The sequence below is a fragment of the Nocardioides ginsengisoli genome (assembly GCF_039537225.1).
In the GTDB taxonomy this organism is placed as follows: Bacteria; Actinomycetota; Actinomycetes; order Propionibacteriales; family Nocardioidaceae; genus Nocardioides; species Nocardioides ginsengisoli.
In genome coordinates, this window is record NZ_BAABAC010000041.1 from 79,803 (window position 1) to 92,581 (window position 12,779).

Annotated in this window: 11 protein-coding genes and 1 tRNA gene; 9 read left to right on the forward strand and 3 right to left on the reverse strand. The window is 70.2% G+C overall.

The genetic code is table 11. From position 1 onward, the window contains the following. The first annotated feature begins 104 nt into the window (after window positions 1-104). The 5 genes from topA to AB4880_RS21780 all read left to right on the forward strand — a co-directional run bounded on the left by topA (window position 105) and on the right by AB4880_RS21780 (window position 6,387). Window positions 105-2,834 carry a type I DNA topoisomerase gene (topA, locus tag AB4880_RS21760; RefSeq protein ID WP_367921309.1) on the forward strand — a complete coding sequence of 910 codons (2,730 nt, stop codon included), beginning with the start codon at window positions 105-107 and terminating at the stop codon, window positions 2,832-2,834. Between the two features lie 37 nt (window positions 2,835-2,871). After that, entirely contained in the window at window positions 2,872-3,531 is a 660-nt protein-coding gene (tmk, locus tag AB4880_RS21765) for a dTMP kinase (RefSeq protein ID WP_367921310.1), read from the forward strand. Next, window positions 3,528-4,679, forward strand: a complete 1,152-nt coding sequence (locus tag AB4880_RS21770; protein WP_367921311.1) for a DNA polymerase III subunit delta' — start codon at window positions 3,528-3,530, stop codon at window positions 4,677-4,679. The genes tmk and AB4880_RS21770 overlap by 4 nt, the downstream gene beginning before the upstream one ends. Window positions 4,680-4,689: 10 nt before the next feature. Further along, window positions 4,690-6,243 carry an alpha/beta hydrolase gene (locus AB4880_RS21775; RefSeq protein WP_367921312.1) on the forward strand — a complete coding sequence of 518 codons (1,554 nt, stop codon included), beginning with the start codon at window positions 4,690-4,692 and terminating at the stop codon, window positions 6,241-6,243. Between the two features lie 71 nt (window positions 6,244-6,314). Beyond that, a tRNA-Thr gene (locus AB4880_RS21780) sits at window positions 6,315-6,387 on the forward strand. Here the strand turns inward: AB4880_RS21780 and AB4880_RS21785 are convergent. From AB4880_RS21785 to AB4880_RS21795, 3 genes are all read right to left on the reverse strand, one after another. Then, window positions 6,356-6,655: a hypothetical protein gene (locus AB4880_RS21785; RefSeq protein ID WP_367921313.1), complete on the reverse strand. Its 300-nt coding sequence runs from the start codon at window positions 6,653-6,655 to the stop codon at window positions 6,356-6,358. The two genes, AB4880_RS21780 and AB4880_RS21785, sit on opposite strands and share 32 nt — an antisense overlap. A gap of 493 nt (window positions 6,656-7,148) precedes the next feature. Further along, the gene (locus AB4880_RS21790; RefSeq protein WP_367921314.1) at window positions 7,149-7,535 is read right to left on the reverse strand and encodes a hypothetical protein; all 387 of its coding nucleotides are present in this window, start codon (window positions 7,533-7,535) and stop codon (window positions 7,149-7,151) included. A 118-nt stretch (window positions 7,536-7,653) separates the two neighbouring features. Further along, the gene (locus AB4880_RS21795) at window positions 7,654-8,571 is read right to left on the reverse strand and encodes a LysR family transcriptional regulator (protein ID WP_367921315.1); all 918 of its coding nucleotides are present in this window, start codon (window positions 8,569-8,571) and stop codon (window positions 7,654-7,656) included. Window positions 8,572-8,883: 312 nt separating this feature from the next. Here AB4880_RS21795 and AB4880_RS21800 point away from each other — a divergent pair, with 312 nt between their 5' ends. The 4 genes from AB4880_RS21800 to AB4880_RS21815 all read left to right on the forward strand — a co-directional run bounded on the left by AB4880_RS21800 (window position 8,884) and on the right by AB4880_RS21815 (window position 12,774). Further along, window positions 8,884-9,894 (forward strand): methionine ABC transporter ATP-binding protein, encoded by a 1,011-nt coding sequence (locus tag AB4880_RS21800; protein ID WP_367921316.1) that lies wholly within the window; start codon window positions 8,884-8,886, stop codon window positions 9,892-9,894. Continuing rightward, entirely contained in the window at window positions 9,891-10,562 is a 672-nt protein-coding gene (locus tag AB4880_RS21805) for a methionine ABC transporter permease (protein ID WP_367921317.1), read from the forward strand. The genes AB4880_RS21800 and AB4880_RS21805 overlap by 4 nt, the downstream gene beginning before the upstream one ends. A gap of 73 nt (window positions 10,563-10,635) precedes the next feature. Then, entirely contained in the window at window positions 10,636-11,556 is a 921-nt protein-coding gene (locus AB4880_RS21810; protein WP_367921318.1) for a MetQ/NlpA family ABC transporter substrate-binding protein, read from the forward strand. A gap of 9 nt (window positions 11,557-11,565) precedes the next feature. Continuing rightward, on the forward strand, window positions 11,566-12,774 hold the full coding sequence (locus tag AB4880_RS21815; protein WP_367921319.1) for an acyl-CoA dehydrogenase family protein: 1,209 nt from the start codon (window positions 11,566-11,568) through the stop codon (window positions 12,772-12,774). Window positions 12,775-12,779: the final 5 nt, after the last annotated feature.

The window sequence follows — 12,779 nt, forward strand, 5'->3', positions numbered from 1 at the left end:
TGGCCCCAGCGTCCGCGACGGACGCCGATAACGACGCCGCTGCACCCCACGCGCTACCGTGAACCGCCGGATCAGGCAGTGCACGAGTAGTAGAGAAGGTCCCCGTGTCCCACAAGTTGGTGATCGTCGAGTCGCCGGCGAAGGCCCGCACCATCGGCGGCTACCTCGGCGACGGCTTCGTCGTCGAGTCGTCCATCGGCCACATCCGGGACCTCCCGAACAATGCCGCCGACACCCCCGCGAAGATCAAGGACAAGCCGTGGGGGCGGCTGGCGATCGACGTCGACAACGGCTTCCAGCCCTACTACGTCGTCCCACGCGACAAGAAGTCCCACATCGCCAAGCTCAAGCAGCTCCTCAAGGACGCCGACGAGCTCTACCTCGCCACCGATGGTGACCGCGAGGGTGAGGCGATCGCGTGGCACCTGCTCGACGAGCTGAAGCCGAAGGGCATCCCGGTCAAGCGGATGGTCTTCCACGAGATCACCAAGGCCGCGATCCAGGAGGCCGCCGCCCACCCCCGCGAGCTCGACACCGACCTGGTCGAGGCGCAGGAGACCCGACGGATCCTCGACCGCCTCTACGGCTACGAGGTCTCGCCGGTGCTGTGGCGCAAGGTGATGTCCGGCCTGTCCGCCGGCCGCGTGCAGTCGGTCGCGACCCGGCTCGTGGTCGACCGCGAGAAGGAGCGGATGGCCTTCAAGGTCGCCTCCTACTGGGACCTCGAGGGCACCTTCGACGGCTATCCCGGGGGGTACCCGGGGGGTGCCCCCCCGGGCGTACGGATGTTCCCGGCCAAGCTCCACACGGTCGACGGCACCCGCGTCGCGAGCGGCACCAACTTCGGCGCCGACGGCCTGCTCAAGGCCAAGGCCGACGTCGTCCACCTCGACCAGCGGCGGGCGCAGGCACTGGTCGCCGCCCTCGCCGACACGACGTACGACGTCCGGTCGGTCGAGGCGAAGCCCTACCGGCGCTCGCCGTACCCGCCGTTCCGCACCACCACCCTCCAGCAGGAGGCGAGCCGCAAGCTCGGCATGAGCGCGAGCGTGACGATGAGCGTCGCGCAGCGGCTCTACGAGAACGGCTTCATCACCTACATGCGTACCGACTCGACCACGCTGTCCGACAGCGCGATCGGCGCGGCGCGCAGCCAGGTCCAGGAGCTCTACGGCGCCGAGTACCTCCCCGACGCGCCGCGCACCTACGCCAACAAGGTCAAGAACGCCCAGGAGGCGCACGAGGCGATCCGACCCGCGGGCGACTCCTTCCGCACCCCGGCGCAGACCGGTCTCAAGGGCGACCAGTTCCGCCTCTACGAGCTGATCTGGATGCGCACCGTCGCCTCGCAGATGAAGGACGCCGTCGGCCAGTCGGTCACGATCCGCCTCGGCGGCGCGGCCAGCACCGGCGAGGACGTCGTCTTCTCCGCGTCCGGTCGCGTGATCACCTTCCACGGCTTCCTCAAGGCCTACGTCGAGGGCACCGACGACTCGGCCGCCGCGAAGGACGACCAGGAGACCCGCCTGCCCAACCTGCAGGAGGGCGACCCCGTCTCGGCCGCCTCGCTGAGCGCCAGCGGCCACGAGACCAAGCCGCCGGCGCGCTACACCGAGGCGACGCTGATCAAGGAGCTCGAGGACCGCGAGATCGGCCGGCCCTCGACGTACGCCTCGATCATCGGCACCATCCTCAACCGCGGCTACGTCTACAAGAAGGGCACCGCCCTGGTGCCGGCGTGGATCGCGTTCTCGGTGATCCGGCTGCTGCAGGAGCACTTCACCCGGCTGGTCGACTACGACTTCACCGCCGGCATGGAGGACATCCTCGACGAGATCGCCAAGGGCGAGAAGGACCGGGTCAGCGAGCTCAGCGAGTTCTACTACGGCTCCGACAAGCTCGCCGGCCTGAAGCGGCTGGTCGAGGACCTCGGCGAGATCGACGCCAAGGAGCTGGCCACCTTCCCGGTCGGCACCGAGGACGACGGCATCCAGCTGCGGGTCGGCAAGTACGGCCCCTATCTCGAGGGGCCCGGCGACGACGGCACCGCCTTCGCCAAGCGGGCCAACGTGCCCGACGACCTGCCCCCCGACGAGCTCACGGTCGCCAAGGCCAAGGAGCTGCTGGCCAACCCGGCCGGCGAGGAGATCGACCTCGGCGTCCACCCCGAGACCGGTCTGCAGGTCGTCGCGAAGAACGGTCGCTTCGGCCCCTACGTCACCGAGGTGCTGCCCGAGGACGCCCCGAAGTCGGCGAAGCCGCGCACCGGCTCGCTCTTCAAGTCGATGTCCCTCGACACGATCACCCTCGACGAGGCGATGAAGCTGCTCGAGCTGCCGCGCGTCGTCGGCGCCGGCGAGGACGGCGAGGAGATCACCGCCCAGAACGGCCGCTACGGCCCGTACCTGAAGAAGGGCACCGACTCCCGCTCGCTCACCAGCGAGGACCAGATCTTCGGCATCACCCTCGACGAGGCGCTGAAGATCTACAGCCAGCCCAAGCAGCGCGGCCGCGCCGCCGCCGCGCCGCCGCTCAAGGAGCTCGGCAACGACCCGGTCTCCGGACAGCCGATCGTGGTGAAGGCCGGCCGGTTCGGCGAGTACGTCACCGACGGCGAGTACAACGCCACGCTGCGCAAGGACGACTCGGTCGAGGAGATCACGCTCGAGCGAGCCGCCGAGCTGCTGGCCGAGCGCCGGGCGAAGGGCCCGGCCAAGAAGGCCGCCAAGCGGGGCGCGAAGAAGACCGCCGCGAAGAAGACGACGGCCAAGAAGACCACCACCAAGAAGGCCGCGGCGAAGAAGACCACGAAGAAGGCCGCCAAGAAGTCCTGACTCCGGTCGGGTCGGAGGCTTCGTCTAGGTTGCTCCCGTGACCCCCTACCCCGGCCAGTACGCCGCCACCGGCATCTTCGTCTGCTTCGAGGGCGGCGAGGGTGGCGGCAAGTCGACCCAGTCGCGGTTGCTGCACGACCGGCTGACCGAGCAGGGCTACGCCGTCCGGCTCACCCACGAGCCGGGCGACACCCCCGTCGGCAAGGACCTGCGCCGCATCGTGCTCAGCCCCGAGACAGGCGCGCTGGCCAACAAGACCGAGTTCCTGCTCTACGCCGCCGACAAGGCCGAGCACGTCGAGACGCTGGTGCTCCCGGCGCTCGAGCGGGGCGAGGTCGTGATCACCGATCGCTACGTCGACTCCACGCTCGCCTACCAGGGCGCCGGCCGGGCGCTCGACCGTGACGAGCTCGAGGAGATCTCGCGGTGGGCCACCGGCGACCTGCGGCCGCACCTGACCGTCGTCCTCGATCTCGAGCCGGAGGCCGGCCTGGGCCGGTTCGAGGGCCGCGACCGGATCGAGGGCGAGGGGCTCGAGTTCCACCAGCGGGTCCGGCAGTCCTTCCTCGACCTCGCCGCCCACGACCCCGAGCACTACCTGGTGCTCGACGCGCGCGCACCGATCGAGGCGATCGCCGACCAGATCGCGGCGCGGGTCGAGCCGCTGTTGGTCCAGGCCCGGAGACTGGAGCCGTGAGCATCTGGGACACCCTCGTCGGTCAGCGGCCGACGATCGCCGCCCTGGAGAAGGCGGTCGCCGGCCAGGGCATGACCCATGCCTGGCTGTTCACCGGGCCGCCCGGCTCTGGCCGGTCCAACGCCGCCATCGCCTTCGCGGCGGCGCTGCAGTGCCCCCAGGGCGGGCAGGGGCCCGACTGCCCCGACACCTGCCACGCCTGCCACACCGTCCTCGCCGGGTCGCACGCCGACGTTTCCGTCGTCCGCACCGCCAAGCTGTCGATCGGCGTCGACGAGGTCCGCGACCTGGTCCGCCGCGCGTCGCTGAGCCCGATGGGCGACCGCTGGCAGATCCTCATCGTCGAGGACGCCGACCGGCTCACCGAGCAGGCCTGCAACGCCCTGCTCAAGGCGATCGAGGAGCCCAACGGCCGCACCATCTGGATGCTCTGCGCGCCGACCGTCGAGGACGTGCTGCCGACGATCCGCTCGCGCTGCCGGCTGGTGACGCTCTCGACGCCGACCACCGAGGAGGTCGCCGGCTTCCTGCGGGCCCGCGGCATCGAGGACGCGCTGGCGACGTACGCCGCCCGGGCGAGCCAGGGGCACATCGGCCGGGCGCGGGCGCTGGCGTTCGACGCCGACGTCCGCAACCGGCGCCAGGAGGTCGTCTCGATGCCGGCGCGGCTGACCACGCTCGGCCGGTGCATGGACGCCGCCACCCGGCTCGCCGCCGCCGCGAAGGACGAGGCCGACGCGATCACCGCCGAGCTCGACGCGCGCGAGAAGGTCGACCTCGACGCGGCCTACGGCGTCGTCGAGCGCGGGCGCCGTCCGCGTGAGTACGGCCCGGCGCTCGCGGCGCTCGAGAAGGCCCAGCGCACGCGCGCCAAGCGGCGCCACCTCGACGTCGTCGACCGCGGGCTGACCGACCTGATGTCGGTCTACCGCGACGCCATCGCCGTCGCCACCCGGGCGCCGGGCGCGCTGGTCAACGAGGACATCCGCGACCAGGTGGAGTCGATCGTCGACAGCTCCACCCCCGAGCTCAATCTGCGCCGGATCGGTTGGATCTTCGCGGCGCGGGAACAGATGTTGGAGTTCAACGTGCCGGTGGCCCTGGCGCTGGAGTCGATGATGGTGGCGCTGAAGGCGCCGCAACGGTGAGGAGTCGTCCGTGACCAAGAAGCTGATCATTGCGGTCGTGGTGATCTGGGCGCTCGTGATCGCGGGCGGGGTGGGGCTCGGCGTCGTCCTGCTGACCCGCGGCGACAGCGGCACCGACGCGTCGCCGTCCGACACCGCCAAGCAGCCGACCTCGCCGAAGGGTCCCGACGGCCGCACCCTCGACGACTTCTACGACCAGAAGCTCGCCTGGACGAAGTGCGGATCCGACGACTGCGCCAAGCTCGAGGTCCCGATCGACTACCAGAAGCCGGGCGAGGGCTCGATCGAGCTCGCCCTCGAGCGCGCCAGCGCCACCGGCAAGCGGATCGGCTCGCTGGTCATCAACCCCGGCGGTCCCGGCGCGCCTGGCACCAGCACGGTCCGCGACGCCAACCTGTACTTCGGGTCCGAGCTGCGGGCGGCCTACGACATCGTCGGCTTCGACCCCCGCGGCACCGGCCACTCCGCGCCGGTCGACTGCCTGAGCGACAGCGAGCTCGACGCCTACATCGCCGCCGACCCCGACCCCGACACCCCGCAGGAGGTGCAGGAGTCGAAGGACAACTCCGAGGAGTTCTGGCAGGGCTGCAAGGCCCGCTCCGGCACGCTCGGCGGCCACGTCAGCACCGTCGAGGCCGCGCGCGACATGGACGTGCTGCGCGCCGCCCTCGGCGAGAAGAAGCTCGACTACTTCGGCTTCTCCTACGGCACCCGGCTCGGCGCGACCTACGCCGAGCTCTACCCGCAGAACACCGGCCGTCTCGTTCTCGACGGGGCCGTCGACCCGGCGCTGTCGTCGCGCGACGGCGCGCTGAGCCAGGCCAAGGGCTTCGAGACCGCGCTGCGCTCCTACGTCGGCAACTGCGTCTCCGCCGGCAACTGCTTCCTCGGCTCGAGCGTCGACGCGGGCGTGACGACGATCAAGGACCTGCTCGAGAAGATCGACCAGCAGCCGCTCGCGACCGGCGACCCGGAGGGCCGCAAGCTCACCGTCGGCCTGGCCTTCTACGGCCTGATCGTTCCGCTCTACAGCAAGGACAACTGGCCCTACCTCGACGACGGCCTGCGCAAGGGCCTCAAGGGTGACGGCTCGACCCTGCTGATGCTCTCCGACTTCTACGGCTCGCGCGAGAACGGCACCTACACCGACAACAGCCTCGAGGCGATCTCCGTCATCAACTGCCTCGACGACCCCTGGTCGATCACCGCGGACCAGGTCCCGTCCCAGTACCCCGACTTCGAGAAGGCCTCACCCACCTTCGGCAAGGTGTTCGCCTGGGGCCTGACCGCCTGCAACGGCGACCCCTTCCGCTCCACCGACGAGCCCGACCTGAAGATCGACGGCGCCGGTGCCGCCCCCATCGTCGTCCTCGGCACCACGCGCGACCCTGCCACGCCGTACGAGGAGGCGGTCGCGATGGCCAAGGAGCTCGAGTCCGGCGTCCTGGTCTCGCGCGACGGCGACGGCCACACGGCGTACAACAAGGGCAACAGCTGCATCGACGACGCCGTCAACGCCTACCTGATCGACGGCATCGTCCCCAAGGACGGCCTGCGCTGCTGAAGGCGCCCCCGGATTCCCCCTCCGGCGGCCGCGCCCGGTATGCTTCCGCGGTCGCCGGTCTAACGGCGTCGGCCGCCTTAGCTCAGTCGGTAGAGCGAATCACTCGTAATGATTAGGTCGTCGGTTCGATTCCGACAGGCGGCTCCGACAAACCGGCCCCTGACCAGCACAAACGCTGGCAGGGGCCGGAGTCATTCCTGGCCCGATCGGGCCCGATGTACGTGATAGGTACATGAATGACGTAGGAAAGCCCCCGCAGAACTTCAGCGAGGGCTTCGGCGTCGGACGGCTGAGATGCCTGCATATCACCCGTCGAACGACCGGGCGGTCGCTTCACGAGCGGCCGCGCGACAGCGATGCCGTCCGGGCACAGGTCGGCCAGGTCGGTGGCATCGCGGAAGTCGTTCTTCACCCTCGGTACTCAAACGCCTTCACCCCCAGCGGGTGAGCCAGGTGCACGATGGCGCCCGCCGCCTGAAGGGCGTCGACCGCCCAGCACCGGCCGTAGGTGGCCTCCAGGACCACCTCGGGATCCTCCCCGCTGCGCGATCACCAGATCCAGGCTCTCGACATCGTTGAGGATCCGGACCGACTCCAACTCTTCCCCAGGACTCGGTCGTCCTGACGATCACGCTGCGTCGCCGGTGAAGATCGATACCGACGAACTGCTTCCCCGCGTACTCTGACATGAGGGGCCTCCTTCGTCGTCGACGCGAGTACGCCCCCAGCATCCGCCGGGGACGCACGAGGAGCGAGGCCCCGCTCCGTCATCGCATCAGGGCCGGTTTTCGTTTCATCGGATCATGTTCTTTCCGGGAACCAGGCCAGACACTCAGGGCGGTGACAGCAATCTCGTTGCTGCCGAGATTGCTGCCCCGCGTGGAGGGTGAGGGCCAGGCCTGTCGTCAAGGACGAAACACGAACACGTAACGACGATTGAAGGCCTCAGCCAAGCGGTCCAGGAGTTTCAGGGCCGCCAGGTCGGAGCGATCACTTCGGCCGTTCACATGACGCTCATGTGCCCACGCGGCGATGTCTGAAGCCAGCTCTCGTGGGGCTCCGAACTCGACGAATTCATCAGAGTCGCTGAAGAGCAGTTGCGGACCCCACAACGGGCAGTCGACGTCTTCGGCCCCCTCCGCCATCAGGGTGATGGTGATGCCGTCGCCGAGGTCCAGATCGTCGGCCATCGGCCCATCAGGGGCTGTCGCAGCCGGGTCGCCGTAGGCGAAGACAGTTGCCGGGCGGAAGTCTCCGTCGTTCGGACGCGGGTCGCCTTCAGCGGGGGTCACGGCTTGACGTTAGACGCCGTCGCCGCAGGCCCGCTACGGCCCGGGCGGGCAATGAGGATGGCGGGTTCCACAGAACTCCGGCAATCAGCGGGGGAGTGCAGGCGAGGTTGCAGAGTCATCAGACTGCTGCCTCTGGCTGATAGGTCGTGTCGGAAGCTCGGCGCAGCTCGATCAGCAGGTCCTGCAACGCCACCGGCTTCCGCGCCGACCGCCGGTGCAGCGCGACCACGGACACGGTCGCGTCGGTGCCGGCGATCGGTCGGGTGGTGATGAGCCCGGCACGTTCGAGCGCGCTCCCGTTGACGCTGTAGTCCGGCAGGATCGTCACGCCGAGCCCTTCGGCCACCATGACGGCGCCCATCTCGGCGCCGTCGGTGGTGTGCCAGGTCCGCGGGAGGTCGTCGCCGAACAGCCGGTGTGCGTAGCGGTGCATGAGGTAGCCCGACCTCATCCCGATGAACGGCTCGTCCCGGAGGGCGTCGATGCCGACCGACGACTCGCCGGCGAGGGGGTGGGTCGTCGACAGGACGACCATCGGCGTGCCCGTCCGCAGCGGCACGGGGCTCAGGTCGGGCGGCGGGTCGTCGCCGTCGAGGACGTTGATGAGTCCGAGGTCGAGCGCGCCGTCGCCGAGCCGGGTGACGATGTCGGCCTGCTGCAGGCTCTGGATGTCGACCGAGGTGCCGGCGTGGCGCGCCGTGACCGCCTGCGCGGCCGGCAGCAGCAGCGACGCCGTCCCGGCATTGACCGTGCCGACCCGCAGCCGCACCGGCAGCGCCTGGTGCCCGTGTCCCGCGGTGCGTACGCGCTCGAGCGCCTCGAGCGCCTCCAGGACGTGGGGGAGCAGCAGCGCGCCCGTCTCGGTGGGGCGTACGCCGGCGCGATGCCGCTCCAGCAAGTCGACGCCGAGCTCGCGCTCGAGCTTCGAGATGCCCTCGCTCAAGGCGGCCTGGGAGACGTGCAGGCGTTCGCCGGCCCGGCGCAGGGAGCGGTGCTCGATGGCTGCCGCGACGTACTCGAGCTGCTCGATCCGCATGGGTCTGCCCCTCCCTTCGGTGGACCCGAACGGGGGTCCGGGAATGCCGATGGCCCTCCGGCTTCCCTCAATGATGCACTAAGTCTACTCTTTCACTCTAGTTAGTCGGTCGAGGGACGACCACCGCAGGAAGGAGAGACCGATGGCCCGGATGCGCCTCACCGCCCGGACGTACGTCGACTTCCTGCGCACCGCCAGCTCTCTGTGTCGCTGACACCGCCCGTCCGCGGTTGCCCGCCTCCCGGGGGCAGCCGCCCCCACGACCGTGTCCGGGGCGCGCCGTCGCGCGCCCACCCGAGCCATCGAGGACCCATGATCGAGATCGCCGGACTGACCAAGTCCTGTGGCAGCACCCGCGTACTGGACGGCATCGACCTGCGCGTCGAGTCCGCCCGGATCGCCGCCGTCGTCGGCCCGAGCGGCGCCGGCAAGAGCACCCTGGCCCGCACCATCAACCTGCTGGAGCGCCCGACGTCGGGGTCGATCGTCGTCAACGGCCGCGACCTCACCGCGCTGCAGGGCCGTGAGCTGCGGACGGCGCGCCGCGAGATCGGCACCGTCTTCCAGCAGGCCAACCTGCTCCGCCGCCTGACGGCCGCCCAGAACGTCGCCCTCCCGCTGCGCCATCACGGGCTGCCCGAGGCCGAGATCCGCCGCCGCGTGTACGAGCTGTTGGAGCGGGTCGACCTGCTCAACCGCGCGAGCCACTATCCCTCCCAGCTCTCCGGCGGGCAGCGTCAGCGCATCGCGATCGCCCGCGGGCTGGCGCTGCGCCCCAGCGTCCTGCTCAGCGACGAGGCCACCGCCGGCCTGGACCCGGACACCACGGCCTCGATCCTCGCGCTGCTGCGCGAGCTGCGCGACGAGCTCCAGGTGACCATCCTCGTCATCACCCACGAGATGGACGTCGTCCGCGGCATCGCCGACGTCGTCGCCCGGCTCGACCGCGGCCGGATCGTCGAGCAGGGCCCCGTGGCCGAGGTCGTCCGTCGCTCCGACTCGGACCTCTCGCGCGCCCTGTTGCCGGTCCCGGCCGTGGCCGTGCCCGCCGGGCTGGATCTCTGGCAGGTCCGGTACGACGCCGCGCGCGTGTCGCCGTACTGGCTCGCGCGCGTGGGCCGCACCGTCGGCGTCGACCTCGCCCTGCTCTCGGGCCTGGTGGAGGAGTCGGCGGGCAGCACGGTCGGCCGCCTGACGCTCGGCGTCGAGCCCCGGGTCGACGTGGAGAGCCTGCGTGCGGCGCTGGTCACCGAGGGCATCGAGACCGAGGCGATCACCCGGGCCGCCGTCGTCGCCGAGCGCGTCGAGGACCCGGCCGCATGACCGCCCTGCTCGCCACCCCGTGGTCCGGCGTCGTCGACCTGCTGGTCCCGGCGCTCTGGGAGACCGTCCGCCTCGTCGCCGTCGTGATGGCCGTCGTGGTCGTCCTCGGCGGCCCGCTGGGCCTGTTGATCTTCAACTCCTCGTCGCACGGGCTCACGCCGCATCGCGCCGTCCACTTCTCGATCAGCTGGATCGCCAACCTCGGTCGGTCGCTCCCGTTCCTGGTGTTGATGGCGGCGCTCGTCCCGGTCACCTTCGCGGTGTTCGGGACGACGATCGGGTTCCGGGCGGCCATCATCCCGATGGCCGTGGCGGGGGTCGCGTTCTTCGCGCGGATCACCGAGAACGCCGTCCGCGAGGTGCCGCGCGAGCTGATGGACGTCGGGCTCGCCAGCGGGTCCTCGCTGCGCCAGATCGTCTTCGGGATCCAGGTCCGCGAGGCGGTCCCCGGACTCGTCGCCGGGTTCACACTCAACCTGATCGCGATGATCGAGTACTCGGCCATCGCCGGCGCGATCGGCTCCGGCGGCATCGGCTACGTCGCCGTCAACTACGGCTATCAGCGCTTCGACCAGCACGTGATGCTCGCCTGTATCGGCGTCCTGATCGCGATCGTCCAGGTCATCCAGTTCGCCGGTGACCGCGCGGTCAGGGCGCTCTCGCACTGAAGCCCGCATGCCGACTGCATGCCACCGCCCACCCGGTATCAGCCGGCACCACCTGCCCAAGCAAGGAACCAACATGTCTCTCACCGACAACCTCCCCGGCGTCGAGGACCTCGACCTCGGCGGCCGCAACCGCAAGAAGCTGATCGTCGCCATCGCCGCGACCATCGCCGTGATCGCCGCCGGCGTAGGGCTCTGGGCCTTCCTCGGCAAGGACGACTCGAAGGGCAGCGTCAAGGGCAGCCACTTCGGGACGGAGTTCCAGATCGCCTACCAGGCCAGCTCGGCCAGCGAGCAGGCGTTCCTGGAGTACCTCGACCGCGAGATCGCCCCGTCGTACGGCGTCACCATCAAGCCGGTCGGCATCGAGGACGGCAACCAGCTCGACGCCGCCACGGCGAACGGCCAGTACATCGCCAACATCTACCAGCACAGCCACTGGCTCAAGCAGGTCACGTCCTCGACCGGCCTCGAGCTGACCGCGCTCGGCCCGGTGTTCCAGTGGGCCTACTCCGTCTACTCGGCCCAGCACAAGGACTTCACCTCGATCCCGGACGGCGCCACGGTCGCGCTGCTCAACGATCCCGCCAACACCGCTCAGGCGCTGTGGATCCTCGAGCGCAACGGCACCATCACGTTCAAGCCGGGCGTGGACCCGGGCGAGGCCACCGTCGACGACATCGCCGCGAACCCCCACCACCTGAAGTTCCAGTTCATCGCCTACGGCTCGGGCCCCCGCGCCCTGCCGTCGGTCGACTACGTCATCGACTACAACATGTCCTTCGTCGACGCCGGTACGCCGGACTCCGAGCGCGTGCTCGCTCCGGCCGCCCCGCTCGACTTCGCCGGCCAGCTCGTCGTCGGCACCAAGTACGTCGACGACCCGCAGGTCGCCGTCCTGAAGAAGATCTTCTTCGACCCCAAGGTCCAGACCTACCTCAAGACGAACACCGAGAAGGCCCTCCAGGGTCAGCTCGCTCCCGTCTCGGCGAACTGAGGTCGCGTCATGACGAACACGGCCGATCAGCGGACGGTGCGCCCGGGCACGGCGGAGTGGACGGCGCTGCTCGCGCGGATCGCCGAAGGGGCCGTCGAGCGGGAGCGCGACCGCACCGCTCCTCACCAGATCATCGGCTGGCTGAAGGAAGCCGGCGTCGGACGGCTCCGGCTGCCCGTCGAGGACGGCGGCGCGGGCCTGACCATCCCGGAGCTCTTCGCGGCCGTCATCGACCTGGCCGAGGCGGACTCGAGTGTCCCGCACATCCTGCGGACGCACTTCTGGTTCGTCGAGCAGCACCTGCAGGCGGGCAACGACCCCGCGTTCCGGGCGCGGCTCGCGCTCGCGGCCGACGACAAGATCGTGGGGAACGGGTTCAGCGAGCAGAGTCGCAAGCCGGTCGGACTGCACTTCGACACGGCGTTCACGCCCGACGGTGACGGCTATCGGCTCAATGGCACCAAGTTCTACTCGACCGGCAGCATCTATTCCGACTACACGCAGATCTGGGCGGCCGCTCCGGACGGCCGGATCGCCGGCGCGGTGATCCCGGTCGACCGCGCGGGCGTCTCGATCCTCGACGACTGGGACGGCTTCGGACAGCGGCTGACGGGCACGGGCACCACCCAGCTGGACGACGTCCGGGTCGAGGCCGACGAGTTCTTCGACCTCGGCGAGCCCGAGGGCGAGCCGGTCCCTGGCTATCAGGGGGCGTTCCTGCAGCTCTTCCTGCAAGCGGTCACGGCCGGCATCCTCCGCAGCGTCCGCAACGACGCGGTCGCACTGCTCGAGCGCCGGGCGCGCAACTACAGCCACGGTGGGTCGCAGAGCCCGACGCAGGACCGTCAGGTCCTGCAGGTCGTCGGCGAGATCTCCGCGGACGTGTTCGCCGCCGAGGCGATCGTCCGCACGGCTGCCGAGGCCATCCAGGCGGCGGCCGACTCGGTCGTCGACGGAGTGCCGACGGCTGAGGCCGCCGAGGCCGCGCAGCTCGCCGCGGCGCACGCCAAGGTCGCGCTCGACCGATTCTCGGCCACCACCGCGACCAGGCTCTTCGACGTCGGCGGCACGTCCGCGACGCAGTCGCTGCACAACCTCGACCGGCACTGGCGCAACGTCCGGACCATCTCGACCCACAACCCGACGTTCCTCAAGGCCTCGGCGATCGGCGACCACCTGGTCAACGGCGTCGGGTTCCCGGCGAACGCCTACTTCTGAGCATC

Excerpts from the sequence above, each read along its gene's own strand:
- AB4880_RS21800 (WP_367921316.1), top strand. The coding sequence starts at position 8,884 with ATGATCGAGATCGCCGGACTGACCAAGTCCTGTGGCAGCACCCGCGTA.
- AB4880_RS21815 (WP_367921319.1), top strand. The coding sequence starts at position 11,566 with ATGACGAACACGGCCGATCAGCGGACGGTGCGCCCGGGCACGGCGGAG.
- AB4880_RS21795 (WP_367921315.1), bottom strand. The coding sequence starts at position 8,571 with ATGCGGATCGAGCAGCTCGAGTACGTCGCGGCAGCCATCGAGCACCGC.
- AB4880_RS21810 (WP_367921318.1), top strand. The coding sequence starts at position 10,636 with ATGTCTCTCACCGACAACCTCCCCGGCGTCGAGGACCTCGACCTCGGC.
- AB4880_RS21805 (WP_367921317.1), top strand. The coding sequence starts at position 9,891 with ATGACCGCCCTGCTCGCCACCCCGTGGTCCGGCGTCGTCGACCTGCTG.